Source organism: Nonomuraea sp. WAC 01424 (assembly GCF_003947315.1).
Classification (GTDB): Bacteria; Actinomycetota; Actinomycetes; order Streptosporangiales; family Streptosporangiaceae; genus Nonomuraea; species Nonomuraea spiralis.
The window spans coordinates 197,232-222,457 of the sequence record NZ_QHHZ01000002.1; the positions used below are offsets into that span (position 1 = coordinate 197,232).

A 25,226-nucleotide genomic window follows, 5' to 3' on the forward strand; every position below is an offset into this window, starting at 1 on the left:
CACCGGCCGGACCATCATGGGAGGAATCTTACCTCTTCCTCCTCGATCACCCCGTCGAGGATCCGGTACGAGCGGAACTCGACGTCGTCCGCGTCCTTGGTCGAGACCAGGACGTAGTGGGCCTGCGGCTCGGAGGCGTAGGACACGTCGGTGCGCGACGGGTACGCCTCGGTGGCGGTGTGGGAGTGGTAGATCACGACGGGCTCCTCGTCGCGGTCGTCCATCTCCCGCCAGACGCGGAACTGCTCCATCGAGTCGAAACGGTAGAAGGTCGGCGAACGCTCGGCGTTCTCCATGGGGATGAACCGTTCGGGAACGCCGTTCCTCCCCGCGATCACGCCGCACGCCTCGTCCGGGTGGTCGGCCCGCGCATGGGCGACGATCTTGTCCACCAGTTCTTGAGAGATCGTGAGCATGCCCCGGAAGCTACCAGAGGGCCCGGACCAGGCTGTCTTGGAGGTAGGTCAGCCAGTCGTAGGTGACGTAGGCCGGGTAGCGGGGGTCGTCCTCGGACATCGTCGCGATCTCGTCGTGGATCTCCTCGGTCACGTCGAGCTTGGTGCCGAGCGTCAGGCGTACGTCGTTGAGCGAGCGCAGCCACGACTGAGCCTGCTCGGGCGTCAGCTCGGCACGGCCCGAGCGCGCGGTGTCCAGGACGGTCTGGGCGTCGGCGCGCTTGCCGTCGCGCAGCGTGGCCTCGGTGTAGCGGCGGAACTCCGAGGCTTCCTGCTCGTCTTCGTACGCCGAGGGGAACAGCCGGGCCAGCACCGGATCGGTCGGAGCCTGGGCCGCCCCGATGCCGAGCGCCCGCTCCAGCGGGTCGTCGCTCGTCTCCCCCGGCGTCACCAGGCCGAGCAACATCGAGACCAGCGAGCGCAACAACGAGACCTCCGCGGCCTCGAACCGCGCGATGACCGAGCCCTTGTGCCCGGCCGAGAACCCCGAACTCACCGCCGCCGCCTCACTTGACCGAATCCGGCTGGACCGTCGCCCACAGGCCGTAGGAGTGGAGAATCTGCACATCGCGTTCCATCTCTTCGCGCGTGCCACTGGACACGACCGCCTTGCCCTTGTGGTGCACGTCCATCATGAGTTTCTCGGCCTTCTCCTTGCTGTAGCCGAAGACGGTTTGGAAGACGTAAGTCACGTAGGACATGAGGTTGACCGGGTCGTTCCAGACGATGGTCACCCATGGCAAATCGGGCCGGACGTCCGATGACGGACGCTCGACGGTGATTGGAGCGGTGCTACCCACATCCCCGAGTCTGCCCTATCTGGGTCGTAGTCTTCGAGTCGTGAGAATGACCATGAGCACTGCGTTGCTCACAGATCACTATGAGCTGACGATGCTCCAGGCGGCGCTGCGCAGCGGTGCCGCGCACCGGCGCGCGGTCTTCGAGGTGTTCGCCCGGCACCTGCCCGGCGGCCGCCGCTACGGCGTCGTGGCCGGTACCGGCCGCGTCCTGGACGAGCTCGAACGCTTCCGTTTCGGTGACGAAGAACTCACCTTTCTCCGCGAGCAGGAGGTGGTCGACGAATCGACTCTGGCGTTTCTCGCCGATTACCGGTTTTCCGGGAACGTCTACGGCTACCGCGAGGGCGACCTCTACTTCCCCGCCTCCCCGATCATGATCGTGGAGGGCACCTTCGCCGAGGCCGTGCTGCTGGAGACGCTGACGCTGTCGATCCTCAACCACGACTGCGCGATCGCCTCGGCCGCCTCCCGCATGTCCAACGCCGCCGGGAAACGTCCGCTCATCGAGATGGGCTCGCGGCGCACGCACGAGTACGCGGCGCTGGCCGCCGCCCGCGCCGCCTACATCGCCGGGTTCGCCTCCACCTCCAACCTCATGGCCGGCCACCTGTACGGGGTCCCCACGGCGGGCACCGCCGCGCACGCGTTCACGCTGCTGCACGACTCCGAGCGGGACGCGTTCGAGGCCCAGATCGCCACCCTCGGCGCGGGGACGACGTTGCTGGTGGACACGTACGACGTGGAGCAGGCGGTGCGTACGGCGGTCGAGCTGGCCGGCAACAAACTAGGCGCGGTCCGCATCGACTCCGGCGACCTGGCCGCCGCCGCGCAGGAGGTCCGCGAGCTGCTCGACTCGCTCGGCGCCTTCGACACCCGGATCGTGGTCACCTCCGACCTCGACGAGTACGCCATCGCCGCGCTCGCCGCCGCCCCCGTGGACGGCTACGGCGTCGGCACCTCCCTCGTGACCGGCTCCGGCGTCCCCACGGCGGCCCTGGTCTACAAGCTGGTGGCGCGGGAGACGGCGACGGGCCGGCTGGAGGCCGTGGCCAAGCGCTCGGTCGGCAAGCCGTCGCGCGGTGGGCGCAAGGAGGCGTACCGGCTGTTCGACCCCCATGGGCACGTGGAGACCGAGCTGATCACCACCGGCGGCATCGTCCCCGAGGGCGGCATCCCCCTGCTGCACGAGCTGGTGCGCGACGGCGAGGTGATCGGCCGGGAGCCCCTGTCCGCCGCCCGCGACCGCCACGCCGAGGCCATCGCACTGCTCCCCCAGGAGGCGCTGCACCTCGGAAGGGGGTACGCGGCGATCCCCACGGAGTTCGCCTGACGTATCGTGCTCTTATGGGCACCGCGCTGATCATCATCGATGTGCAGAACGACTTCTGCGAGGGTGGAAGCCTGCCCGTCGCGGGCGGCTCCGAGGTCGCGGCGGCGATCACCCGCCACCTGAGCGACCACGGCTACGACCACGTCGTGGCCACCCGTGACTACCACGTCGACCCCGGCGACCACTTCTCGGCCGACCCCGACTTCGCCACGACCTGGCCCGCCCACTGCGTGGCCGGCACCCCCGGCGCCGACTTCCACCCCTCCTTCGACGTGTCGGAGGTGGAGGAGGTCTTCAGCAAGGGCGCTCACGCGGCCGCGTACAGCGGTTTCCAGGGCGCCTCGGGCGACGGCGCCCCGCTGGCCGAATGGCTGGCCGAGCGCGGGGTGAACGAGGTCGACGTGGTGGGCATCGCCACCGACCACTGCGTACGCGCGACCGCGCTCGACGCCGTGGCCAACGGGCTGGCCGTGCGCGTGCTGCTCGACCTGACCGCGGGCGTCGACCGGACGACCACCGAGTCGGCCATGGCTCAGATGGAGGCCGCCGGCGTCACGCTGAAGGGCGCCCCCAAGGAGGGCTGACCCCGGCCCCGGCACGACGGGCGCCGGGCGGCTTCGCCATGCCCACAATGATCACGCACGGTACACAGTGCGCAACCCTGTGGTCATGTGATATTCAAGGATGACCTAACCTCTCCGCAGCCGAAGTAGTACGTAGAGTCATATCTCTTCATTCTCGTGCGAGGTTACTCATGCTTGCCATCTCCCTGGGCGTCGCCTGGCTGCTCCTCGCCCCTCTCGCCCTCTGGGTGCTCGTCAAGGGTCGTCCGGGGGCGCGGGTGGGGGCCGTCGTGACGCTGGTGCTGCTGGAGGGCGCGACGATCGCGATGGGCCAGGCCGTACGTCCCGATCACGGTCCCGTGGTCGTGGCCCACGACATGCCGCCGGCGCCCGCGCTGCCCGCCTGCGACGAGCGTACGCCGATCCCCCAGTGGGCCACGGTCGGCCGGCAGCTCGTGTTGTCGTGGTCGGCCGCGCCGCGCGAGTGCGCGACGGCCAAGGTGATCTCGCGTACCGAGGGCCGCAGGCTGCTGGTGTGGGTGCACGAGGGCCCGCTGAGCGGCGACCACGAGGGCGTGCGCACCCTTCCCGTACGTGTGAAGGGCGGACGGGCCGCGCTGACGGTCCCGCTGCCGGCCGGCAGGCGCTACATCCCGGTCGACGGGCGCTCGGGCAAGAGGATCCCGGCCCCCGCGAGCCTCTAGAGTGTGGCCACCGCCAGCCGCAGGGCGTCGTCGAACCTGGTGAACACCTCGAACGCGTGCCGCAGCCCGGTGATCGACAACACCCGCGCCATCACCCCGTGCACCCCGCCGAGCAGCAGCCTGGTGCCCCTCGACTCGCACCGCTGCATGACCTCGACGAGCTCGTTCAGGCCCATCGAGTCGCAGAAGGCGACCTCGCCGAGATCCAGGATCAGGAACGGCTTGGCGGGCAGCTCCCAGATGTGGTGCATGTGCTCCCGGAGCACCGGAAGCGCGTAGACGTCGAGCTCCCCTTCGAGCCGGATGATGATGGCGTTTCGGGAGAGGCCGGACGAGACGGTGAGGGTCGACGTTCCAGGGGCCTCAGACGACATGGGCTAGATCCTTCTGCTGATCCCGAGACAGCCAAGAGGGTTCTTGCCGTTCTGGCTGAGGTTCTAACGGAAGGTCACTGCTCTGTGTCCAAATGCGCAGGGTCCCCCTGCGGGTCCCTTCGCCGGCCCGAGGCGGGCCGGCGAGGGGGCGCGGCTAGCGTCGCTGGGTGGCCCAGCGGCGGATGGCGTCGATGCGTTCCTGGATCTGCTCGGACGTGGCCTGCGCGATCGGGGGCCCGCCGCACGTGCGCCGCAGCTCGGCGTGGATGACCCCGTGGGGTTGACCGGTGCGGTGGTTCCAGGCGCCCACCAGGCCGTTGAGCTCGCGCCGCAGCTCGGCGATCTGCTCGTGGGGCGCCAGGGTCTCCTTGGGCTGCTCGGCGGGGCTCTGCCGGCGCTTGGCCTGCTGGTCGGACTGGCGCTTGCGCAGCAGGGTGGCCACCTGGTCGGGCTCCAGGAGGCCGGGCAGCCCGAGGAAGTCCTCCTCCTCGGCCGAGCCGATCTCCGCGCCGGTGCCGAACTCGCCGCCGTCGAAGAGCACCCGGTCGAACGTGGCCGAGGTCTCCATCGTCTCGAACGGCAGCTCGTCGCCCAGGACGTCGGGGTTGTCCTTCTGGCGGTTGGCCTGCTCCAGCAGGCTGTCGTCGAGGCCGTCCTCCGGAGGTTTCCGGTTGAGCACGTGGTCGCGCTCGACCTCCATCTCGTTGGCCAGCCCCATGAGGGTGGGCACCGAGGGGAGGAAGACCGAGGCCGTCTCGCCGCGCTTGCGGGCGCGGACGAACCGGCCCACGGCCTGGGCGAAGAAGAGCGGGGTCGAGATCGAGGTGGCGTAGACGCCCACGCACAGGCGCGGGATGTCGACGCCCTCGGAGACCATGCGGACGGCGACCAACCACCGGTCCGGGGAGCTCCCGAAGTGCTTGATCTTCTTGGACGCCCCCGGGTCGTCGGACAGGACCACCGTCGCGCCCTCGCCGGTGATGTTGCGCAGGTGGCGGGCGTAGGCGCGGGCGGTCTCGTGGTCGGTGGCGATGACCAGGCCGCCCGCGTCGGGCACACCCCGGCGGATCTCGGTCAGCCGGCGGTCGGCGGCCTGCATGACCTGGCGGATCCAGTCGCCCTTGGGGTCGAGCGCGGCCCGCCACGCCTGGGAGAGCTGGTCCTTGGTGAGCGGGGTGCCGAGCGTGGCGGCGATCTCGTCGCCCGCGCGGGTGCGCCACTTCATCTCGCCGGAGTAGGCGAGGAAGATCACGGGACGGACGACGCCGTCGTCGAGCGCGGGCCCGTAGCCGTAGGAGTAGTCGGAGACGCTGCGCTTGGCGCCCTCGGCGTCCTCCTCGTAGTCGACGAACGGGATCGGGTTGTCGTCGGACCTGAACGGCGTGCCGGTGAGCTGGAGCCTGCGGGTGGCCGGCTCGAACGCCTCGCGCACGCCGTCGCCCCACGACTTGGCGTCGCCCGCGTGGTGGATCTCGTCGAAGATGACCAGCGTCTTGCGGGCCTCGGTGCGCGCCCGGTGGAGGGCGGGATGCATCGCGACCTGCGCGTACGTCACCGCCACCCCGGTGTAGTCGCGCGAGGTGGTGCCCTGGCTGTTCTTGAACTCCGGGTCGATGCCGATGCCGACCCGGGCGGCGGCGTCGGCCCACTGGCGCTTGAGGTGCTCGGTGGGCGTGACGATGGTGACGGCCCGGATCACCCCGTTGGCCAGCAGCTCGCTGGCGATGCGCAGGGCGTAGGTCGTCTTGCCCGCGCCGGGGGTGGCCACGGTGAGGAAGTCACGCGGCTCGCGCCTGAAGTACAGGTCGAACGCCTGCTGCTGCCAGGCGCGCAGCTTGGGCGCGGTGCCCCACGCGGCGCGGTCTGGATAGGAAGGCGAAAGGTGGGACGCGGCGAAGGTGCTCACCGCATCACCTCTGGGGTTCGTGTGCTTCGCTCTCTCACAGTGACCCAAGGGTAATCGGGCTCACCGACAAGACGTGCCGTGCACCGAGGATTCTGGCCAAGGTCTTCCCTACGTGCTATGTGGCTTATCTGAAGCTCGTCATCACCGCGTCGAGCGCCTGTCTTCCGCCGGTCGCCTCGGGCTGGAGCAGGCCCACGAGCAGCACCGCGCGCCCCGCGCGAGTGAGAAGCATCACGCGCAGGAAGGCGGGCCGGTTGACGACGTCCTGGTACTCGGCCCGCAGCGCCCTGGTGTGCCCCTGGGGGATGTCGCGGTCCTCGACGACCGTGACCTTGTCGCCCTTGAGCAGCAGCCTGGAGTACAGCTCGGCGGCCTCGCCCGTGGTCTTCTTCGCGTTCGTCACGGGGCCGGGGACCCCCATGGCCATGACCAGCGCGCCGTTCCCGTCCCTGGCGGCCGACGTGAACCCGGTGACCGGCGGGACCGTCCCGGGGCTCCAGCCGGGCGGCAGCAGCAGCGACACGCCCGCCGCGGCGTCGCTCAGCCGTTCGGGCTCGGGCGGCGGCGCGGTGAGCCGGGGCGCCAGCGCCCGCGTCCCCGCGACCAGCCCCGCCGCCGCCACCAGTGCGACCAGGACGCCGGGCCAGCGCCGTACGCGGCTCGGTGCCTGTTCCAGGGGCCCGGGGTCGGCGGGGGTGCCGTAGAGCCGGGCGGAGGGCGGCAGCGCCTCGGAGGGGGCCGGTGGGTCGATCGGGACGGTCCTGCGGATCCGCGGGTTCCAGGCCGTCTCCCGCTCGTACGGGTCGCGCCCCCGGCGCGGCGGCCAGGGGGCCTCCTCGTCCTCGTCGGAGTCGTCCTCCGAGTCGTGGGGAGGGGGGCGGCGGTGCCTGGGCCCGGAAGCGGGGGGCCAGACCTGGTGATCGTCCTCCATGACACCTCCTCGTCCGCTGTCCTATCACTCCTCGGGACGAAGATCTGGCGATCCGTGATCGCTGTGGCGGGAGGGGCAGAATCGCACGGTCAGCGCGTACGGGCGGCCAGGAACGTGGTGGCGAGACCGATGAGCGCCATCATCACCGAGATCACCACGAACCCGGCGGCGATCTGGGAGGGTTCGTGCCCGATGAAGTTGATCACCGCGCCGCCCAGGCCGACGGTCAGCGCGGAGCCCAGCATGTCGGTGACCGACAGCGCCGCCGAGTTGGCGCCCTGCTCGCTGACCGGCGACTGCTTGAGCGCGGTGACGCTGACCGTGGTCATGCCGAGGCCCATGCCGAACCCGGCCACGATCCACGCCGGCACCGCGATCCACCCGTTCACCGAGGGCAGCGCCGCGAACAGCGCGATCACGATGCCGACCGTGACGCACGCCGCCCCGAGCCTGATCCGCCGGTGCGGCTCGGCGGTCCGCCTGCTCTGCAGGAACGACCCCGTGGACCAGCCGAGCGCGCCCGTGGTCAGCGCGATCCCCGCGGTCCTGGCGTCGAAGAACTTGACCGACTGGAGCACCAGCGGGATGAAGGAGTTCACGCCGAAGAAGGCCGCGGAGAAGAAGCCGCGCAGCAGCACGGTCGTCGGCAGCCCGCGCCCGAACCGCAGCGCGCGCACCGGCAGCAGCCGATGCAGGCCGTAGACGAGGAAGCCCAGCCCGGCGAGGGTGGCGGCGACGCCGATCACGGGCTGCTTGTGCAGCTCGTCCACGCCCCACAGCAGCACGCCCGCGCCGCCGGCCGCGGCGGTGGCGGCCAGCGTCATCGCCAGCGGCTGCGAACGCGGCCCGCGCGAGGGCTCCGCGTCCGGCTCGGAGGTGGCCATCCGGAGGGCCGGGACGAGCATGACCAGCGCGGGGATCACCAGCGGGATGATGCCGTAGAAGACGTAGCGCCAGCCCCACTGCTCGGCGACGAACCCCGCCACCGCGGGCCCGACCATCGAGGGCACGACCCAGGCGGCCGACAGGGCCGCGAAGACCTTGGGCCGTACGGCCGCCGGGTAGACCCGCGCGATCATCACGTACAGCGCCACGATCGAGGCACCGGCCCCGAGCCCCTGGACGGCCCGCGCCACCAGGAACAGCTCCTTGGCGTCGGCCGTGCCGGCCAGCGCCATCCCGGCGACGAACAGCACCACCCCGGCCAGGAACGGCAGCGGGTATCCGCGCCGGTCGGACCAGAGCCCGGCCACCACGTTGGCGAACAGGCTGGCGATGAGGAAGGCGGAGAAGCTGATGCCGTAGAGGTTGAGCGCGTCGAGGTCCTTCGAGACCTCCGGCATGACGACGCCGACCGACATCCCCTCGAAGGCGATCAGGGTGACCACGAGGACGATGCCCAACGTGGCCGTACGGAATTCGGGCCCCAGGATCCGGGGTTCGGTGTCGGGAGTGTCGATTGCCTTCGGTGCTGTCACCTACACATCGTAAATGTGCGGAAACTAGACATCTGTCGCGCGGCGGTACGCGGCCCACATCTCGTGCATGCGCTCGGCCTGGCCCTGGGAGAACTCCGACATGCACCGGTCATGGGTGTAGTCCATGTAGTTGTGCATCGGGTCGGAGGCGGCGCCGGGGCAGGTGTCCTTGCTCTCGGGGCAACCCTCGGTCGCGCCGCCCTCGGGCGCCGTGTCGGCGATGCCGTCGCCGGGGACGTCGCAGCCGTTCTCGAACGTGTGGAACAGGCCGAGCCAGTGGCCGATCTCGTGGACGCCGGTGAAGCCCTTGTTGTAGTTGGTCATCGCGCCGCCCGGCAGCGTACGCCAGTCGATCACGACGCCGGCGAGGGCGGGGGCGCCCGCGTACCAGTAGGGGTAGGCGGCGAAGCCGAGCATGAGCTCGCTGAGCTGGGCGATGTAGAGGTTGAGCGTCTGGGCGCCGCCCTGGTGCAGGCGGGTCTTCATGGCCTTCTCGGCGCCGACGGGGTCGGTGAACCAGGAGGCGTTCTCCTTGACCGAGACCGACTCCAGCTTGAAGCGCACGCCGGTGTCGACGCCGCCGTAACCGCCGGAGTAGGCGGTGTTGAGCACGTCGAGCTGGGCCCTGACGGCCTGGTCGGAAACCCTGCGCCGGCCGTCGGTGAGGAGGATCACCCTGGTCGGCACGGTGATCCGGACGGGCACGGCGACACCGCGCAGCCTGCTCTTGAGCTCGCCCATGACCTTGGCGACGTCTTCGGGGCGCGGCGAACGCGCGCCCGTCGCGCCCGGCACGGCCCGGGCCAGGCGCGCAGCGGCCGGTAGGCAACCGGATACCCGCGCGACATCGAGCCTGAGCGGCGGGACGAGCCCGGCCGCCAGCAGGCATGCCAACGAGACGGCGGACGCGCGCCGGGCCATGCGATCCCCCCGTGACGGTGTGGGCTGGTCAGATTACCGACCGTAGCCCCACCCGGAGGGATTGGCCTTCAGCAACACTCACTGCTTGTCGTCGCCGCCACCGCCGCCCGACGGGAGACCCTCGTAGATCTCCTTGCACTCCGGGCAGACCGGGTATTTCTTCGGGTCCCGGCTGGGGACCCAGATCTTGCCGCACAGGGCACGGATGGGCGTGCCCGTCACCATGCTCTCGGTGATCTTGTGCTTGTCCGCGTAGTGGGCGAAGCGCTCGTGGTCGCCGTCGCCGTGCGAGGTGCGCGGAGTGGTCTCCTGCTCGGGGAGGATCTTCGTGCTCACCCCATCGATTTTATGCCCGCCGGCGACCGGTCCCGCGTTCCGCGCCGGCGTGGCAGCGCGGCGAGGCCCGGAATCCAGCCGAGCACGATTCCCCAGATCAGCCCCGTGAGCAGGCCACCCCCGAGATAGCCGAGGTAGGCGCCGAGGCCGGCCTGCGCCACCATGGCGAGCAGGGCCGCGCGCAGCAGGTTCACCACGATCGCGGCGACCAGGAAGGCGCCCCAGGTGCGCCAGAATCCGCCGCGCGCGGACGCCACCGCGCCGACCAGCGCGAGCGCCAGCACGGTGTCGGCCAGCGTGAGGAGCCACGTCGTCTCGCCGAGGGGTACGACACGCAGCCCCGGCAACGCGTACGGCCCTCCGATCGCGGACGGCACGGCCAGGTAGCCGACCCTGGTGACCAGGGCCGCGCCGAACAGACCGAACGCCAGGACGATCACGAAGGCGACGATCGCCGGCAGGCTATTGCGAACAAGGCTCATGTTCGGCAGGCTAGCCGCGTCCATGATTCTGATGGAAGACCCCATTTCCCGGCACCCGCGGAGATCAGATGAAGCGTGCCAGGTTGCTCGCGACGGCAGCCGTGCTCGTCCTGCTGGCCGGAGGCGCCGTCGCCGCCGGGACCAGGGACGCTCCCCCGTCCGCCCCCCGCTACGTCACCGACGACCAGGGCCGGGCGCTGATCCTGCACGGCTTCAACACGGCCGGCAGCGCCAAGGGCGCCCCGGACGCGCTGCCGGAGCTGACCCCGGACGACATCGACCGCGAGTACCGGGACATGGGCACGAACTTCGTGCGTTTCCTCATCCAGTGGCGGGCCGTGGAGCCTTCCCCCGGCACCTATGACATGAAATATCTGGACAAGGTGGCTGAGCGGGTGCGGTGGTACTCCGACCGCGGCTACCAGGTCATGCTCGACATGCACCAGGACCTGTGGGGCAACGCCATCACCCCCACCGGCGTCGCCGGCAACGGCGCGCCGGCCTGGGCCACCCACACCGACGGCCTGCCGGTGGCCACCGAGCAGTTCACCTGGGAGATGTACTACCTGGAGCCCGGCGTCATCCGGGCCTTCGACCACTTCTGGAACACCACCGGCGACCACCCCGACCTGATGGACCGCTACGCCAAGGCGTGGGCGGCGGTCGCGGCCCGCTTCAAGGACGTGCCGGGCGTTCTCGGGTACGACCTGATGAACGAGCCTTGGGGCGGCTCGGTGCAGGGCGCGGCGTTCGAGACCGGCCCCCTCGCCACCCTCTACCGCAAGACCATCGCCCGGATCAGGGAGGTCGACCCCGACGGCTGGATCTTCCTGGAGCCGCAGGCCGTGGGCGTGAACTGGGGTCTGCCGTCGGCGCTGCCGCGCTTCGACGACCCGCGCGGCGGCCCGCCGCGCATCGCCTTCGCCCCGCACCTCTATCCGCTGCCCCTGGACCTCGGCGACGACTACGCCGCGGACTCCAAGGAGTGGACCGACCGCACGCTCGGCTGGTGGCGGGAGAACATCGCGCGGACGGCCGAGCGGATGCGGGCGCCGGTCCTGCTGGGCGAGTTCGGGCTGGACATGACCAGGCCCGGCGCGTCCGACCTGGTCAAGAAGGTCCAAGGGTTGAGCGACCAGGCAGGGACGGGGATGGCGTACTGGTCGCGGGACGCCGACGCCTGGGGGCCGTACGACGCGAAGGGGAAGGCCACTCCGCTGCCGGGCGTGTACGTCAGGGCGTACCCGAGGGCGATCGGCGGCGTCCCGGTCAGCGTGACGTACGGCGAGAACCGCCTCCAGGTGGCCTTCGACGCCAACGAGACCGGCCCCACCGAGATCTACGTGCCCGAGCGCGGCTTCCCGAACGGCGCCCAGGTGGACGGCGGCACGGCCGTCTGGAACGCCGCCCGGCGCATCCTGACGGTCACGACCAAGACCTCCGGCCGCGTCATCCTCACCGTGACCCCCAAATAGCGTCATCCTCACCGTGACCACCAAATAGCGGAACGGCCCCCGCCGCACTGGCGGGGGCCGTTCCTGCGGCGCGCGGTCAGCCGACGTGGACCGGCGCGCCCTCGGTCTTGCGGCCTGCCTTGACGAACATCGTCAGCAGGGCCGTCAGCACCGCGACACCGGTGCTGACCAGGAAGGCGAGGTGCATGCCGTCCATGAACGAGTTGTGCACGGCGTTCGTGACCACCTCCGGCAGCCCGGGAGGCGCCATACCGAACGCGGCGGCCTTCTCCAGCAGCGTGAGCTGCTCCGGCGGGACGCCCTGCGCCGCCGGGCCGAGGTAGCCGGGCAGCTTGTCGGCGATCTCGCCGGCCATCACGGCGCCCAGGATCGCGGTGCCGAGCGCACCACCGACCTGCATGGCCGACTGCTGCACGCCACCCGCGACACCGCTCAGCTCGACCGGCGCGTTGCCGACGATGATCTCGGTGGCGCCCACGAACACCGGCGAGAGGCCGAAGGCCAGCAACACGAACGGCAGGCCGCTCTCGATGAACGAGGCGTCGATGCTGAGACGCGACATGAGGAACATCGAGCACGCGGTGATCAGCAGACCCGCGGCCATCGTGATCTTCGGGCCGAGCTTGCCGATCGCCATGCCGGCCAGCGGCGAGGCCACGATCATGCCCGCGCTCATCGGCAACATCCGCAGACCCGCCTCAAGCGGGGACAGGCCGTGCACACCCTGGAAGAAGAAGCCCAGGAAGAACATCGCGCCGAACATCGCGAACGCGACCATCATCATCAGCAGGGTGCCGATCGAGATCGAGACGTTCTTGAACAGGGACAGCGGGACCAGCGGCTGCTTGGCCTTGCTCTGCCAGACGATGAACAGGGCGATGAGCACCACGAACGCGCCGATGAAGGTCAGCGTCGTCGCGTCGCCCCAGCCCCACTCGGGGGCCTTGATGATCGTCCAGACCAGCGAGAACATCGCGCCGGACAGCAGCAACACGCCGAGCCAGTCGATCCTGCCGAACGTCTGGACGGCGCGGTTCTCCTTGATCAGGAAGATGCCCATGATCAGCGCCACGATGCCCACCGGGGCGTTGATGAAGAAGACCGTCTCCCAGCTCACCTTCTCCACCAGCACGCCGCCCACGATCGGGCCGGCGGCGCTGGACAGGCCGATGATCGCACCCCATGCGCCCATCGCCTGGTTCAGCCTCTCACCGGGGAAGGCGCCACGCAGCAGGGCGAGGGCGGCCGGCTGGAGCAGGGCGCCGAACAGGCCCTGCAGCACCCGCAGGCCGATCAGCGCGCCGACCGGCGAGACGCCGGGGATGACGTCGGCCAGTTCCTGGCTGAGGCCGATGCCCACCGAGGACAGGGCGAAGCCGGTCACACCGATCAAGAAGACGCGCTTGTGGCCGAACAGGTCACCGAGCTTGCCCGCGGTGATCAGGAACACGGCCAGCGCGAGCAGATAACCGCTGGTCACCCACTGCAGGTCGGACAGCGACGCCTTCAACTCCACCTGGATGACCGGGTTGGCGATGCCCACCACCGTGCCGTCCAACATCACCATGATGACGCCGAGGCTGACCGCCAGCAGCACCAGCCATGGGTTTCCGCCACCAGTCCCCGTCTTACCGAGGCTGGGCGACGACGGTTCGGCGACCGCCTTCGCGTTAGCCATAAGTCCCCCTCAGTTACACGTACCGCCCCACAAAGCGGCATAGATCTCGTAAGCCTCAGGTAATCTATGTCAGGCAATGACTTATGACAAACGGTTTTAGATAGTCACCGTATGACTTCTGGCACACTGTGACAGATAGGTGGCGAGGGAGTGTCCGCTGTGGGTCTACGGGAACGCAAGAAGGAGAAGACGCGCGTCGCACTCCTGGACGCGGCGCTTGATCTTTTCCTCGAACAAGGATACGAGTCCACCACGATCGAGCAGATCGCGGGGGTGGTCGAAGTGTCTCCCCGTACGTTCTTCCGCTACTTCACCGGCAAGGACCATCTCGTCCTGTGGTTCCACGACCACGGCGAGGAGATCCTCCTGGAGACCTTCGCCGGCCGTCCGGAGGACGAGCCCCCGTTCACGTCGCTCATGCACGGCCTGCGGGCCATGCTGGACGACATGCACGGGTCAACGCCGGAGGACACCGAGAGGTTCCTGAAGCTCCGGAAACTCTTCGACAAGTATCCGCACCTGGTGGGCCAGTCCGTGGCCCGGGGCAGCGTGACCGAACTCCGCCTGGCCGAGGCCGTCGCCGCCCGCAGGGGTGTCGCCCCCGAGGACGATCAGCTGACGTACCTGATCGTGGCGTTCGCGATGTCGACCATGCGCATCGGCTTCGAGTGCCCCCGCAGGGAGACCACGATGCCGGAGATCAAGCAGCGCATCTCCGACGCGGTCGCGCTGGCCGAGGCGTCGCTGCGGCCCGGCTGGGACACCCGCCCGGCGAGCTAGTTCATCGTGGGGTCGTCGGGGCAGGTCGCCACGAAGGCGAGCTCGCCCGGCTGACGCCGCAGCACGTGCCGCCAGAGCGAGCCGGGGTCGCCGTGGAAGGTGTCGCCGGCCTCGGAGTCGACGACGTACCAGGCGCCCTCGGCGATCTCGCTCTCCAGCTGGCCGGAGGTCCATCCGGCGTATCCGGCGAAGATCCGCATCTGCGCGATCTCGCCCTGGAGGATCTCGGGGGGCGCGTCGAGGTCGACCGTGCCCAGCCGGGAGACGGCCGGGGTGCCCGCGTGGAGCCTGCGCCACCCGAGCGGCTCCTGCCCGCTCGGGACCGCCGCCAGCGCGAGCGCACTGTCGGTCTGTACGGGCCCGCCCTCGAACAACACCGGCGGCCCGGTCACCAGCGGGTCCCACACCGGCAGCACCTGCGTGACCGAGATGTCGCTCGGCCGGTTGAGGACCACGCCGAGCGTGCCCCCGTCGAGGTCGTGTTCCAGGATGAGCACGACGCTACGCCGGAAGTTGGGGTCGTCGAGAAGCGGCGTCGCCACCAACAAACCGCCGACGTAGATCGCTTCCGCCATACCTCCATCATGAAGGGTGCGACGGGCATTCCGCTCCCCCGGCTCAGTCATGTTACTTTCTGTGCTCTTATGGGCACGATCTGTAGCAATGATCACGCTTGCGGGGGCTCGGGAGGAGCACATGCGCATCGGTACACGCCTCGTCCTGGCCGCCCTTCCCGTGGGCGCGGTCCTGCTGCTCCCGACGTCCGCGGAGGCGTGGCCGCTGCCGACTCCAGACCAGGGCGACCCGTTCACGATGACGACCGACCAGCTCGCGTGCCACTCGGGGTCCGTACGGGTGACGTTGCGCAACCAGACCCGCCAGCTCGCCCGGTTCGACCTGCGGGTCGACTCGGCCAGCGTGGCGACCGGCTCGATCCCGGCCCGCAAGAAGGTGATCAGGACGGTCAAGGTGAACCGCGGCTCCGCCCGCGAGATCGAGGCGTACTCGGTCAGTGAGGCCCGTCCCGACACACTCATCGACTCCACGCGGGTGCGCAACGACTGCGCGTGGGGACGGGGGCACGGGCGGCTGCCGTACACCGGGCCGCCCTCCGACCTGCTGGGCAAGCTCGCCACGGCGGGAGGGCTCGTGGTGATGGGCGGGATCATGTGGTGGTACGGCTCAATCTGGCCCCGTTCGGTCCCCGACGGCCCCCTGTGATCCCGCCCCCCGTGACGCGCTAGGCGGGCAGCGGGACGAACGCGCCCGCCCGCGCCGCCGCCAGCGTGCGCAGCGCCGCGCTCCTGGCGACCCCCTGGTCCACCGGCTCCTTGGTGACCAGGAGACGGTAGTAGAGCGGGGCCGAGATCGCCCGGATCACCTCCATCCCGTCGGTGCCCTCGGGCAGCTCACCCCGCTTCACGGCGAGATCGACCACCTTGGCCCATTCCTCGATCCGCCGCAGATAGAAGGCCTGTAACGCCTGGACGGCCTGCGCGTCCGAGGTGCCCGCCGCGATCACCGCCTGGAACGTCGCCCCGAGCCGGTGGTCGGTGACCGCACCCACGACAGCCATGGCGTTGGCCAGCAGGTCGTCCTCGATGGATCCCGTGTCGGCGTGCGGTGACGACTGCTCGGCCAGCTCGATCATGAGGTCCGTGACCAGCCCGGCCCTGCTCCCCCAGCGCCGGTAGACCGTGGTCTTGCCCACGCCGGCCCTGGCCGCCACCTGATCCATGGTCAGCCCATGGAAGCCGTGCTCGACCAGCTCGTCCTGAGTGGCCTCCAGCACGGCCGCGCGCACGCGCGCGGTGCGGCCCCCCGGCCGCACAGTCCCCGCTAAACGGGACTCTTGTTCCATTAACGCTCCTTCCCTGTTATCGTCATGGCACATCTTAACGGAACAGCTGTCCCATTAGGGAGATGACATGACCGTACTCGCCGACCGGCCCCGATCCGATCGGATGACGTCCGCGCAGCGGCTGGTGCTGGTGCTCTTGCTGGGGTCCCAGTTCATGCTCGCCGTGGACTTCTCCATTCTGAACGTGGCACTGCCGGTCATCGGTTCGGGCCTCGGTTTCGCACTGGCCGAGCTGCAATGGGTGGCGACCGCGTTCGCACTGGCCGCGGCCGGGTTCACGTTGTTGTTCGGCAGGATCGCCGACCTGTTCGGGCGGCGCAGGCTGTTCCTGATCGGCATGGCCCTGCTCGGGGTGTCCTCGCTGGCCGGCGGGCTGGCGACCTCCCCGGGCCTGCTGCTGGTCGCCAGGGTCGCCCAGGGCCTGGCCACGGCCATCGTCAACCCCGCCGGGCTCGCGCTGCTGACCACGTCGTTCCCCGAGGGCCCGCTGCGGGCCAAGGCGCTCGGGCTGAACGGCGCGCTGATGTCGGCCGGGTTCACCTCGGGCGCGGTGCTGGGCGGGCTGCTGACCGAGTTGCTGAGCTGGCGGTGGGCGTTCTTCGTCAACGTGCCCGTCGCGCTGGCCGTGCTCCTCGCCGCGCCCGCCGTACTGAAGGAGAGCCGCCCGGCCGAGCGGCCCAGGATGGACCTGCCCGGCGCGGCGGCCGTCACCGCCGGTCTGCTCGCGCTGGTCTTCGGCCTGACCAGGGCCAGCGAGCACGGCTTCGCCGACGCCCTCAGCCTCGGCGCGCTCGCCGCCGGCGCCGCGCTGCTGATCGCCTTCTGGTACGTCGAGCGCCGCGCCGCCGCTCCCCTGGTGCCGGTCACGATCCTGGCCAGGCCCAATGTCACCTGGGGCAACCTGGCCGGGCTGATCGCCTTCGCCACGGAGACGTCCCTCGTCTTCCTGATGACCCTCTACCTGCAGAAGGTGCTCGGCTACTCGGCCCTGGCCACCGGGCTGGCGTTCGGCGTGCTGGGGCTCGGGACCGTGCTCGGCGGCGTGCTCGCGCCCCGGGTCATCGGCCGGCTCGGCACAGGACGGGCCCTCGCCGCCGGGTTCGGCCTCCAGGCCGTCGCCACGGCCTCGCTGGCCCTGCTCGGCACCGGCCCGGGTTGGATCTGGCTGCTGCTGGCCGCCACCTTCGCGGGCGGGATCGGGAACATGGTGGCGATCGTCGGGTTCATGGTGACGGCGACGTCCGGGCTGCCGGACTCCGAGCAGGGTCTGGCGACCGGCCTGGCCACGATGACGCAGCAGGTCGGCATCACCATGGGCATCCCGGTCATGAGCGCCGTGGCCACCGCGGCCATGGGGACCGTACTCCAGGGTGTGATCGTGGCGGTGCTCGTCAACGTGGCCCTCACGTTCGCCGGAGCACTGATTCCCCGGAAGCGTTCGGCAATGTCGAACTGATCTGCGCTATGGTTGCCGCCGTGGGAGAGACGATTCAATCGGTCGAGCGGGCCGCCGCGATCCTGCGGCTGCTCGCCTCCGGTCCCCGCCAGCTCGGCGTGGCCGAGCTGGCCAGGGCGCTGGGCCTGCCCAAGGGCACACTCCACGGCATCCTGCGCACGCTGGTCCGCGTCGGCTTCGTCGAGCAGGACGCGGCGACCGGCAAGTACCGGCTCGGGGCCACGCTGCTCCACCTGGGCAGCAGCTACCTCGACGTCAACGAGCTGCGCACCCGCTCGATCAACTGGGCCGACGCCCTGGCCGGGCGGAGCAGGGAGAGCGCCTGGATCGGCACCCTGCACGAGGGCCACGTGCTGGTCATCCATCACGTGTTCCGCCCGGACGACAGCATGCAGACCCTCCAGGTGGGCACCTACCTGCCGACGCACGCCAGCGCGCTCGGCAAGGTGCTGCTCGCCTACGACCCCTACGGCGAGTCGCTCGCGCCGCCGCTGACCGCCTACACCGACCGGACGCTGGTCGACGCCGCCAAGCTGGAGGAGGACCTGGAGCAGGTCCGCACGCGGGGGTGGGCGGCCGAGATGGAGGAGCTGACCGAGGGCGAGGTCGCCATCGCGGCCCCGATCAAGGACCCGCGCGGCATCGTCGTCGGGGCCATCGGCATCCGCGGCGCGGTCGAACGACTGACCGCCGGCGGGGCCCTGACCATGGAGTACGTCTCCTACGTCCGCGACGCCGCCCGCGCGATCAGCCGGGATCTGGCCAGGTGAACCGGTTGAACAACACCGGGGCGAACACGTACCATCGCTCACATCGTTCGACAATGTCGAACCCCGACTCTCAAGCGAGGAACCTCGTGCCTCGACCGCACTACATCGCAGCCATCGACCAGGGCACCACGTCCAGCCGGTGCATCGTCTTCGACCAGGCCGGCAACATCGTCACCGTCGCCCAGCGGGAGCACCGCCAGATCTTCCCCAAGCCGGGCTGGGTCGAGCACGACGCCGCGGAGATCTGGCAGGCCGTCCAGACCGTCATGGCCGAGGCCACCGAGGGGCTCGACATCGCCGCGCTGGGCATCACCAACCAGCGCGAGACCACCGTCCTCTGGGACCGGCAGACCGGGCGTCCCGTCTGCCCCGCGATCGTGTGGCAGGACACCCGCACCGACGCGCTCACCCGTACGCTGGCCGAGCACGAGGGGCTGTTCAAGGAGCGGGCGGGGCTGCCGCTGACCACGTACTTCTCCGGGCCGAAGATCCGCTGGCTGCTCGACACGTACGAGCTGCGGGAGCGGGCCGAGCGCGGCGAGGTGCTGTTCGGCACCATGGACAGCTGGCTGCTGTGGAACCTGACCGGCCGCCACCTGACCGACGTGACCAACGCCAGCCGCACGATGCTGATGAACATCCACACGCTGAGCTGGGACGACGACCTGCTCGCCGCCCTCGGCGTGCCGCGCGCGATGTTGCCGGAGATCCGCCCGTCGGCCGAGGTCTACGGCCACACGGCGGCCGGCGTGCCGGTGGCCTCCGCGCTCGACGACCAGCAGGCGGCGCTGTTCGGCCAGACCTGCTTCGAACCCGGCGAGACCAAGAGCACCTACGGCTCGGGCAGCTTCCTGCTGATGAACACCGGTCAGGAGCCCGTCGTCTCCCGGCACGGCCTGCTCACCACCGTCGGCTACCAGATCGGCGACGGCCCGGCCACGTACGCGCTCGAAGGCGCGATCGCCGTCACCGGCTCGCTGGTGCAGTGGCTGCGCGACAACCTGGGCCTGATCTCCAGCGCCGCCGAGATCGAGACGCTGGCCAAGAGCGTCGACGACAACGGCGGCTGCTACTTCGTCCCGGCGTTCTCGGGGCTATTCGCGCCCCACTGGCGTTCCGACGCCCGCGGCGTGATCGCCGGTCTGACCGGATTCGTCACCAAGGGCCACATCGCGCGGGCGGTCCTGGAGGCCACCGCCTGGCAGACCCGCGAGGTCGTCGACGCGATGAACGCCGACTCCGGGCTCGACCTGACCACGCTGCGCGCCGACGGCGGCATGACGGCCGACAACCTGCTCATGCAGACGCTGGCCGACGTACTGGCCGTCCCCGTGATCAGGCCGATGGTCGCCGAGACCACCGCGCTCGGCGCCGCGTACGCCGCCGGCCTGGCCACCGGTTACTGGCCCGACCTCGACAGCCTGCGCGCCAACTGGCACAAGGCGTCGGAGTGGCGGCCGGAGATCGACGATCAGGTCCGCGCGCGGGAGTACCGCAATTGGAAGAAGGCCGTGGCCCGCACCCTTGACTGGGTCGAACAGTAGGACTGGAGCACGTTCATGAACATCGCCATCGGCGCCGACCGGTCCGAGATCCGAGACGAACTCTCCCGCGCCACCTACGACCTGCTGGTGATCGGCGGCGGCATCCTCGGCACGTCCGTCACCTGGATGGCCGCGCAGGCCGGGCTGCGGGTGGCGATGGTCGAGGCGGGCGACTTCGCCGGGGCCACCTCCAGCGCGTCGTCCAAGCTGGTCCACGGCGGCCTGCGCTACCTGCAGACCGGCAACGTCAAGCTGGTCGCCGAGAACCATCGCGAACGCCGTGCCCTGGCCGCCGACATCGCGCCCCACCTGGTCAAACCGCTCACCTTCCTGGTGCCGATCTACAAGGGCGGCCCGCACGGCGCGGCCAAGCTCGGCGCCGGCGTCTTCCTGTACTCGGCGCTGTCGGTGTTCGGCGACGGCATGGGCAAGGTCATCACGCCCCACCAGGCCATGGCCCGCGTCCCCGCGCTGCGCAGCGAGGGCCTGCGCGCCGCCGCCGTCTACGGCGACCACCAGATGAACGACAGCCGCGTCGCCGTCATGACCGTCCGGGCCGCCGTGGACGCGGGCGCGGTCGTGCTCAACCACGCCGAGGTCGTCGGGCTGCGCAAGACGGGCGCCAACGTGACGGGCGCCGAACTGCGCGACCGCCTCGACGGCACCGAGTTCGGCGTGGACGCCCGGCTGGTGCTCAACGCCACCGGACCCTGGGTGGACCACCTGCGGCGGATGGAGGACCCGAACGCCGCGCCGAGCATCCGCCTGTCCAAGGGCGCCCACCTGGTCATGCGCCGCCACGAACCGTGGAAGGCCGCGCTCACCACGCCCATCGACAAGTACCGCGTGTCCTTCGCCATCCCGTGGGAGGACCACCTGCTGCTCGGCACCACCGACGAGGCGTACGAGGGCGACCCGGCCGCCGTACGCGCCACCGACGCCGACATCACCCAGATCCTGGACGAGGCCGGCCACGCCGTACGCGACTCCCAGTTGCGCCGCGAGGACATCACCTACGCCTTCGCCGGGCTGCGCGTGCTCCCCGGCGGCCCCGGCGGGGTGGCCTCCGCCAAGCGGGAGACCGTGGTGACCAGGGGCTCGGGCGGCATGTTGTCGGTCGCGGGCGGCAAGTGGACGACCTACCGGCACATCGGCAAGCACGTCCTGGACACCCTGGCCCGCCTGCCCGGCAGGCCGCTCGGCGACGACCTGGCCGCCATCCTGCCCGCCGTACCGCTGCCCGGCCTGGCCAGCCCGGACGCCGTCGCCATGCGCCTGTGGACCGAACGCGAGCCGGGCGCCCGCATGGACCCGCTGGTCGCCCGCAACCTGGCCACCCACTACGGCACGATCGCCTTCGACGTGGCCCGGCTCATCCGCGACGACCCCTCGCTCGGCGAGCGCATCCACCCGGACGGTCCCGACATCTGGGCCCAGGCCGTCTACGCCCGCGACCACGAGTGGGCGGCCACCGTGGACGACGTCGTCCGCCGCCGTACCACGCTCACGGTGCGCGGCCTCGACACGCCCGACGTCCGCACCCGGATCGAGCGGCTCCTGGGCTGACCGCGCCCTCCCGGATTCCTCAGGTTCAGAACGGCTGAGATCGGGAATCCGCACGGTCGCATTCCGCCGCCTCCGGGCCATCCGGAGGCGGCGGCCCCTATGGAGGTGACGACTTGTCCGCCGATTCCCGGCTGCACATCGCGATGGTGACCCCGCCGGAGCTGGAACGCTCCGACGGGGGCGTCAGGGTCATGATGACCGACCTCGCGCGTTCCCTGCTCAGGCTGGGCCACCGGGTCACCCTGATCGGCGCCGACCGGCCGGTGCCGGAGGACGCGGATGTCGTCCACGACCACTCGTCGGCGGGCATCGTCCTGGACCCGCGCTTCCCGACGGTAGCGACCGTGCACGGCCCGGCCACCGGCGAGCCGGCCCGGTGCCACCGCCCGCTCGGCGACGCCGTCGGCCTGGTGTCCACCTCCACCTTCCAGCGGATGCGGGCCCCGGAGCTCAACTGGCTGGGCACCGTGCACAACGGCGTGGATCTGAAGAGCTTCCCCTTCCGCGAGCGCAAGCAGGACTACGTGCTCTTCCTCGGCAGGCTCAGCCCCGGCAAGGGCGCCCACCTGGCCATCGACGCCGCGCGCGCCGCGGGACGGCGCATCCTGCTCGCCGGCGGGCTGACCGGGCCCGCCGACCACGCCTACTTCGACGCCCACGTCAGGCCCCGGCTCGGCGACGACGCCGTCTTCGTCGGCGAGGCGGACGGCGTACGCAAGCGCGAGCTGCTGGCGAACGCCCACTGCCTGCTCTTCCCCAGCCTGCGGGAGGAGTCCTTCGGGATGGTCATGATCGAGGCCATGGCGAGCGGCACCCCCGTGGTCGCGCTGCGCGGCGGCGCCGTGCCCGAGATCGTCGCGGACGGCGTCACCGGCTACGTCAGCGCCGCCCCCGCCGACCTGCCAGAGGCTGTCGAGGCCGCGGGCGGCCTGCATCCGGCCGACTGCCGCATGCACGTCAAGCGCGACTTCGACGCGCTCGGCATGGCCATGGGCTACGAGAAGATCTACGAGCTGAGCGTGCGCGACCGGCGACCGGCGCCGTTCGCGGCCGCCTGACCTGCTTCTACGGCGCGGCGGATCGCCGCCGTACGGGGTGTCGCCCGCGTACCGGGGGAAGAGGGTAGGCATGCGCACTGCCATGAACGAGGCTCTGATCAGGCATTTCACCGACCTGCGCGACGGCGTCCACGGCGGCGTCACCGCGCGGGAGGACAAGGAACGCCTGTTCGCCACGGCGGTCGAACTGCTCGACCCGGTGGCACGGGCGACGCTGGACGAGTTCAACGCCGACCTGCTCCTCGGTACGGGGCAGGTGGTGGCCAGCGGGCTCACCAGGTCTCAGGAGGGCGGGCTCAACGCCATGTGGTCGCTCACGTGGCCGGAGCAGCGCGACAAGGACATCCTGCCGATCGCGATCGTGGCCCATTACGGCGCCGACTTCCACCACCCGCACCTGCGCGGCAACACGGTGGGCGACTGGCCGCTGAACGTCTTCGACCACTCCGACGCGGCGGGCCAGCTCACCACCCTGCGCGCCATCGCCGCCGCCGACGCCCACAACCTCGTCTTCCAGGAGAGCTACCGCCTGATCCCCGCCGTCACCCACGCGTAAAGCCTCCACAGGCGACGCCCTGCGGGCCGTCCGGATGGTCGGAGGATCTGCGGCGCTGCGGCGGAAGAGGGCCGAACCAGCGGCTCGGCCCTCCGGTGATCACGCCTCGGTGAAACCTCGGGCACGGCCGCCGGCGGACTCGCGGACCGCGGCCGCCACCGCCGTCGCCACGTCGGGGTGGAAGACGCTCGGGACGATGTAGTTGGGGCCCAGCTCCTCCGGCGTGACCACCGCGGCCAGCGCCGCCGCGGCGGCCAGCAACATCTCCTGCGTCACCCCGCCGGCCTGCGCGTCGAGCAGCCCCCGGAACACCCCGGGGAAGGCCAGCACGTTGTTGATCTGGTTGGGGTAGTCGGAGCGCCCGGTCGCCACCACGGCGGCGTGCTCGCGGGCGTCGTCGGGCGACACCTCGGGCTCGGGGTTGGCCAGCGCGAACACCACCGCGTCCTTGGCCATCGTGGCGATGTCGTCGCCGGTCAGGATGCCCGGCGCGGACACCCCGACGAACACGTCGGCGTCCTTGACCGCGCCCCGCAGGTCGCCGGCGTAGCCCTCGGCGTTGGTGTGGTCGGCGATCCAGCGCAGCGACTCGTCGAGGTCGTCGCGGCCCTTGTGGACGGCGCCCAGGTAGTCGCAGACGACCACGTTGCGCGCGCCCGCGGCCAGCAGCAGCCGCAGCACCGCGTTCCCGGCCGCGCCCGCGCCGGCCATCGTGATCTTGACGTTCTCGATGGACTTGTTCACCACGCGCAGCGCGTTGGTCAGCGCCGCCAGCACGCAGATCGCCGTGCCGTGCTGGTCGTCGTGGAAGACCGGGATGTCCAGCAGCTCGCGCAGCCGGCGCTCGACCTCGAAGCAGCGCGGCGCGCCGATGTCCTCCAGGTTGATGCCGCCGAACCCGGGCGCGATCACCTGCACCGTGCGGACGATCTCGTCGACGTCCTGGGTGTCGAGGCAGATCGGCCAGGCGTCGATGCCCGCGAACCGCTTGAACAGCGCCGCCTTGCCCTCCATGACCGGCAGCGCGGCCTCCGGCCCGATGTTGCCCAGCCCGAGGACGGCGGATCCGTCGGTGACCACGGCCACCGTGTTCCGCTTGATCGTCAGGCGGCGGGCGTCCTCCTTGTTCCTGGCGATGGCCATCGACACGCGCGCCACACCCGGGGTGTAGGCCATGGACAGCTCGTCGCGGTTACGCAGCGGCACCTTCGACTTCATCTCGATCTTGCCGCCGAGGTGCATGAGGAACGTGCGGTCGGACACCTTGTGGATGACGACGCCCTCGACGGCCTCGAGCTGGTCGACGATGGCCTGGGCGTGGTCGGTGTCGCGGGCGGCGCAGGTGACGTCGATGCGGAGCTTCTCGTGGCCCGCATTGGTGACGTCGAGGGCGGTCACCACACCCCCGGCCGACTCTACGGCGTGGGTGAGCTGGCTGACGGCCTTGCCGCCCGCAGGCACCTCAAGACGCACGGTGATGGAGTACGACACACTCGGAACGGTGGCCACGTCAATCGCTCCTTCGGGACTGACCAAGAAGTCATCCCAGGATAGGGGGCTTCAGGTCAATCCAGTGCCGCCGCGGCCATGACGATCAGGTCGACACAGGCCGGGACCGGGATGGTGGTGCTGTCGAGCACGAGATGATAGTGGCACGGATCGCCCGGATCCGCGCGGTAGAAGTGGCGTACGTAGGCCGTCCTGGCCCGGTCGTTGTCCTCGATGACGGCCCGCGCCTCCCGCTCGCTCATCTCGCCGAGGGTGGCCGTCTGCCGGATCCGGCGCTTGAGCGGCCCGTCCAGCCGGACGTGCAGCGCGCCGGGCTGGTCGGCCAGCACCAGGGCCCCGGCCCGGCCCAGGAAGACGCCTCCCTGGGCGAGGGCCATCTCCTTCATCATCCGCTCGGTACGCCGGACGAACTCCTCGGGCGGCAGCGGCATCGCGCCGGGGACGTACATGTCGACGCCGCCGAACGTGACCGTAGGCAGCCGGATGGCGCCGGACAGCAGCCTGCCGAGGCCGTGTTCGGCGCGGTCGTCGTGGGCCAGCGCCTCCTCCAGCGTGCAGCCGAGCTCCTGGGCGACGGCGCTGGGGATGGCACGGTCGACGAAGGGCACGCCGAGGCGCTCGGCGACGGCCGGGCCGATGTGGCTGCCGGCCGTGCCGTAGGCCGCGGAGATCGTGACGACCCGCATACCTCCA

General features: G+C 70.6%; 27 protein-coding genes. 12 read left to right on the forward strand and 15 right to left on the reverse strand.

The genetic code is table 11. The features are described 5' to 3' along the window. Positions 1-14: 14 nt before the first annotated feature. Genes DMB42_RS06230 through clpS form a run of 3 tightly spaced genes read right to left on the reverse strand, consistent with a single transcriptional unit; the run spans position 15 to position 1,255 of the window. The gene (locus DMB42_RS06230) at positions 15-416 is read right to left on the reverse strand and encodes a Mov34/MPN/PAD-1 family protein (RefSeq protein ID WP_125631563.1); all 402 of its coding nucleotides are present in this window, start codon (positions 414-416) and stop codon (positions 15-17) included. Between the two features lie 10 nt (positions 417-426). Next, entirely contained in the window at positions 427-951 is a 525-nt protein-coding gene (locus DMB42_RS06235; RefSeq protein ID WP_125631565.1) for a DUF2017 domain-containing protein, read from the reverse strand. A 10-nt stretch (positions 952-961) separates the two neighbouring features. After that, on the reverse strand, positions 962-1,255 hold the full coding sequence (gene clpS, locus DMB42_RS06240; RefSeq protein WP_125631567.1) for an ATP-dependent Clp protease adapter ClpS: 294 nt from the start codon (positions 1,253-1,255) through the stop codon (positions 962-964). A 46-nt stretch (positions 1,256-1,301) separates the two neighbouring features. Here clpS and DMB42_RS06245 point away from each other — a divergent pair, with 46 nt between their 5' ends. From DMB42_RS06245 to DMB42_RS06255, 3 genes are all read left to right on the forward strand, one after another. Next, complete coding sequence (locus DMB42_RS06245; protein ID WP_125631569.1) at positions 1,302-2,585, forward strand: nicotinate phosphoribosyltransferase; 1,284 nt, start codon at positions 1,302-1,304, stop codon at positions 2,583-2,585. 14 nt (positions 2,586-2,599) lie between these two features. Further along, the gene (locus DMB42_RS06250; RefSeq protein WP_125631571.1) at positions 2,600-3,169 is read left to right on the forward strand and encodes a nicotinamidase; all 570 of its coding nucleotides are present in this window, start codon (positions 2,600-2,602) and stop codon (positions 3,167-3,169) included. 170 nt (positions 3,170-3,339) lie between these two features. Further along, complete coding sequence (locus DMB42_RS06255) at positions 3,340-3,852, forward strand: hypothetical protein (RefSeq protein ID WP_125631573.1); 513 nt, start codon at positions 3,340-3,342, stop codon at positions 3,850-3,852. Here DMB42_RS06255 and DMB42_RS06260 read toward each other — a convergent pair. The 7 genes from DMB42_RS06260 to DMB42_RS06290 all read right to left on the reverse strand — a co-directional run bounded on the left by DMB42_RS06260 (position 3,849) and on the right by DMB42_RS06290 (position 10,280). Beyond that, entirely contained in the window at positions 3,849-4,226 is a 378-nt protein-coding gene (locus DMB42_RS06260; RefSeq protein ID WP_125631575.1) for an STAS domain-containing protein, read from the reverse strand. The two genes, DMB42_RS06255 and DMB42_RS06260, sit on opposite strands and share 4 nt — an antisense overlap. 154 nt (positions 4,227-4,380) lie before the next feature. Then, complete coding sequence (locus DMB42_RS06265; RefSeq protein ID WP_185844489.1) at positions 4,381-6,132, reverse strand: DEAD/DEAH box helicase; 1,752 nt, start codon at positions 6,130-6,132, stop codon at positions 4,381-4,383. A 124-nt stretch (positions 6,133-6,256) separates the two neighbouring features. Then, positions 6,257-7,063 carry a hypothetical protein gene (locus tag DMB42_RS06270; RefSeq protein WP_125631577.1) on the reverse strand — a complete coding sequence of 269 codons (807 nt, stop codon included), beginning with the start codon at positions 7,061-7,063 and terminating at the stop codon, positions 6,257-6,259. A gap of 89 nt (positions 7,064-7,152) precedes the next feature. Further along, complete coding sequence (locus DMB42_RS06275) at positions 7,153-8,541, reverse strand: MFS transporter (RefSeq protein ID WP_125631578.1); 1,389 nt, start codon at positions 8,539-8,541, stop codon at positions 7,153-7,155. A gap of 24 nt (positions 8,542-8,565) precedes the next feature. Continuing rightward, positions 8,566-9,462, reverse strand: a complete 897-nt coding sequence (locus DMB42_RS06280; protein ID WP_125631580.1) for a zinc metalloprotease — start codon at positions 9,460-9,462, stop codon at positions 8,566-8,568. A 78-nt stretch (positions 9,463-9,540) separates the two neighbouring features. Continuing rightward, complete coding sequence (locus DMB42_RS06285; protein ID WP_125631583.1) at positions 9,541-9,798, reverse strand: DUF3039 domain-containing protein; 258 nt, start codon at positions 9,796-9,798, stop codon at positions 9,541-9,543. Next, positions 9,795-10,280, reverse strand: coding sequence for a hypothetical protein (locus DMB42_RS06290; RefSeq protein ID WP_125631585.1), 486 nt, complete (start codon positions 10,278-10,280; stop codon positions 9,795-9,797). The genes DMB42_RS06285 and DMB42_RS06290 overlap by 4 nt, the downstream gene beginning before the upstream one ends. 68 nt (positions 10,281-10,348) lie before the next feature. Here DMB42_RS06290 and DMB42_RS06295 point away from each other — a divergent pair, with 68 nt between their 5' ends. Then, positions 10,349-11,755 (forward strand): cellulase family glycosylhydrolase, encoded by a 1,407-nt coding sequence (locus DMB42_RS06295; RefSeq protein WP_125631587.1) that lies wholly within the window; start codon positions 10,349-10,351, stop codon positions 11,753-11,755. Positions 11,756-11,831: 76 nt separating this feature from the next. Here DMB42_RS06295 and DMB42_RS06300 read toward each other — a convergent pair whose 3' ends face one another. Next, on the reverse strand, positions 11,832-13,433 hold the full coding sequence (locus DMB42_RS06300) for an MFS transporter (protein ID WP_125631589.1): 1,602 nt from the start codon (positions 13,431-13,433) through the stop codon (positions 11,832-11,834). 159 nt (positions 13,434-13,592) lie between these two features. Between DMB42_RS06300 and DMB42_RS06305 the strand changes: the two genes are divergently transcribed. Then, positions 13,593-14,213, forward strand: coding sequence for a TetR/AcrR family transcriptional regulator (locus DMB42_RS06305; protein WP_221762032.1), 621 nt, complete (start codon positions 13,593-13,595; stop codon positions 14,211-14,213). Here DMB42_RS06305 and DMB42_RS06310 read toward each other — a convergent pair. Continuing rightward, on the reverse strand, positions 14,210-14,788 hold the full coding sequence (locus DMB42_RS06310; RefSeq protein WP_125631593.1) for a YqgE/AlgH family protein: 579 nt from the start codon (positions 14,786-14,788) through the stop codon (positions 14,210-14,212). The genes DMB42_RS06305 and DMB42_RS06310 overlap by 4 nt on opposite strands. A 121-nt stretch (positions 14,789-14,909) precedes the next feature. On the opposite strand from DMB42_RS06310, the gene DMB42_RS06315 reads away from it, so the two are divergent. Then, positions 14,910-15,434 carry a hypothetical protein gene (locus DMB42_RS06315; RefSeq protein WP_125631595.1) on the forward strand — a complete coding sequence of 175 codons (525 nt, stop codon included), beginning with the start codon at positions 14,910-14,912 and terminating at the stop codon, positions 15,432-15,434. Between the two features lie 19 nt (positions 15,435-15,453). Here the strand turns inward: DMB42_RS06315 and DMB42_RS06320 are convergent, their stop codons facing one another. Continuing rightward, positions 15,454-16,074 carry a TetR/AcrR family transcriptional regulator gene (locus tag DMB42_RS06320; protein WP_125631597.1) on the reverse strand — a complete coding sequence of 207 codons (621 nt, stop codon included), beginning with the start codon at positions 16,072-16,074 and terminating at the stop codon, positions 15,454-15,456. A gap of 67 nt (positions 16,075-16,141) precedes the next feature. Between DMB42_RS06320 and DMB42_RS06325 the strand changes: the two genes are divergently transcribed. The 6 genes from DMB42_RS06325 (at position 16,142) to DMB42_RS06350 (ending at position 23,024) form a co-directional block, all read left to right on the forward strand. Continuing rightward, the gene (locus tag DMB42_RS06325; RefSeq protein WP_221762033.1) at positions 16,142-17,530 is read left to right on the forward strand and encodes an MFS transporter; all 1,389 of its coding nucleotides are present in this window, start codon (positions 16,142-16,144) and stop codon (positions 17,528-17,530) included. An 8-nt stretch (positions 17,531-17,538) separates the two neighbouring features. After that, entirely contained in the window at positions 17,539-18,300 is a 762-nt protein-coding gene (locus DMB42_RS06330) for an IclR family transcriptional regulator (RefSeq protein WP_379478608.1), read from the forward strand. Positions 18,301-18,386: 86 nt separating this feature from the next. Then, positions 18,387-19,844, forward strand: a complete 1,458-nt coding sequence (glpK, locus tag DMB42_RS06335; RefSeq protein WP_260477523.1) for a glycerol kinase GlpK — start codon at positions 18,387-18,389, stop codon at positions 19,842-19,844. Between the two features lie 15 nt (positions 19,845-19,859). Then, positions 19,860-21,410, forward strand: coding sequence for a glycerol-3-phosphate dehydrogenase/oxidase (locus DMB42_RS06340; protein WP_125631603.1), 1,551 nt, complete (start codon positions 19,860-19,862; stop codon positions 21,408-21,410). A gap of 113 nt (positions 21,411-21,523) precedes the next feature. After that, entirely contained in the window at positions 21,524-22,468 is a 945-nt protein-coding gene (locus DMB42_RS06345) for a glycosyltransferase (protein WP_260477524.1), read from the forward strand. A 70-nt stretch (positions 22,469-22,538) separates the two neighbouring features. After that, the gene (locus DMB42_RS06350; protein ID WP_229824200.1) at positions 22,539-23,024 is read left to right on the forward strand and encodes a hypothetical protein; all 486 of its coding nucleotides are present in this window, start codon (positions 22,539-22,541) and stop codon (positions 23,022-23,024) included. Between the two features lie 99 nt (positions 23,025-23,123). On the opposite strand, the gene DMB42_RS06355 is transcribed toward DMB42_RS06350, so the two are convergent. Then, a complete protein-coding gene (locus tag DMB42_RS06355; RefSeq protein ID WP_125631605.1) occupies positions 23,124-24,533 on the reverse strand; it encodes an NAD-dependent malic enzyme in 1,410 nt (469 codons plus the stop codon). Positions 24,534-24,589: 56 nt separating this feature from the next. After that, the gene (locus DMB42_RS06360) at positions 24,590-25,219 is read right to left on the reverse strand and encodes an AAA family ATPase (RefSeq protein ID WP_125631607.1); all 630 of its coding nucleotides are present in this window, start codon (positions 25,217-25,219) and stop codon (positions 24,590-24,592) included. Between the last annotated feature and the right edge of the window lie 7 nt (positions 25,220-25,226).

Excerpts from the sequence above, each read along its gene's own strand:
- DMB42_RS06230 (WP_125631563.1), bottom strand. The coding sequence starts at position 416 with ATGCTCACGATCTCTCAAGAACTGGTGGACAAGATCGTCGCCCATGCG.
- DMB42_RS06245 (WP_125631569.1), top strand. The coding sequence starts at position 1,302 with ATGACCATGAGCACTGCGTTGCTCACAGATCACTATGAGCTGACGATG.
- DMB42_RS06250 (WP_125631571.1), top strand. The coding sequence starts at position 2,600 with ATGGGCACCGCGCTGATCATCATCGATGTGCAGAACGACTTCTGCGAG.
- DMB42_RS06255 (WP_125631573.1), top strand. The coding sequence starts at position 3,340 with ATGCTTGCCATCTCCCTGGGCGTCGCCTGGCTGCTCCTCGCCCCTCTC.
- DMB42_RS06260 (WP_125631575.1), bottom strand. The coding sequence starts at position 4,226 with ATGTCGTCTGAGGCCCCTGGAACGTCGACCCTCACCGTCTCGTCCGGC.
- DMB42_RS06270 (WP_125631577.1), bottom strand. The coding sequence starts at position 7,063 with ATGGAGGACGATCACCAGGTCTGGCCCCCCGCTTCCGGGCCCAGGCAC.
- DMB42_RS06280 (WP_125631580.1), bottom strand. The coding sequence starts at position 9,462 with ATGGCCCGGCGCGCGTCCGCCGTCTCGTTGGCATGCCTGCTGGCGGCC.
- DMB42_RS06290 (WP_125631585.1), bottom strand. The coding sequence starts at position 10,280 with ATGAGCCTTGTTCGCAATAGCCTGCCGGCGATCGTCGCCTTCGTGATC.
- DMB42_RS06295 (WP_125631587.1), top strand. The coding sequence starts at position 10,349 with ATGAAGCGTGCCAGGTTGCTCGCGACGGCAGCCGTGCTCGTCCTGCTG.
- DMB42_RS06300 (WP_125631589.1), bottom strand. The coding sequence starts at position 13,433 with ATGGCTAACGCGAAGGCGGTCGCCGAACCGTCGTCGCCCAGCCTCGGT.
- DMB42_RS06310 (WP_125631593.1), bottom strand. The coding sequence starts at position 14,788 with ATGGCGGAAGCGATCTACGTCGGCGGTTTGTTGGTGGCGACGCCGCTT.
- DMB42_RS06315 (WP_125631595.1), top strand. The coding sequence starts at position 14,910 with ATGCGCATCGGTACACGCCTCGTCCTGGCCGCCCTTCCCGTGGGCGCG.
- DMB42_RS06320 (WP_125631597.1), bottom strand. The coding sequence starts at position 16,074 with ATGGAACAAGAGTCCCGTTTAGCGGGGACTGTGCGGCCGGGGGGCCGC.
- DMB42_RS06325 (WP_221762033.1), top strand. The coding sequence starts at position 16,142 with ATGACCGTACTCGCCGACCGGCCCCGATCCGATCGGATGACGTCCGCG.
- DMB42_RS06330 (WP_379478608.1), top strand. The coding sequence starts at position 17,539 with ATGGTTGCCGCCGTGGGAGAGACGATTCAATCGGTCGAGCGGGCCGCC.
- DMB42_RS06340 (WP_125631603.1), top strand. The coding sequence starts at position 19,860 with ATGAACATCGCCATCGGCGCCGACCGGTCCGAGATCCGAGACGAACTC.
- DMB42_RS06350 (WP_229824200.1), top strand. The coding sequence starts at position 22,539 with ATGCGCACTGCCATGAACGAGGCTCTGATCAGGCATTTCACCGACCTG.
- DMB42_RS06360 (WP_125631607.1), bottom strand. The coding sequence starts at position 25,219 with ATGCGGGTCGTCACGATCTCCGCGGCCTACGGCACGGCCGGCAGCCAC.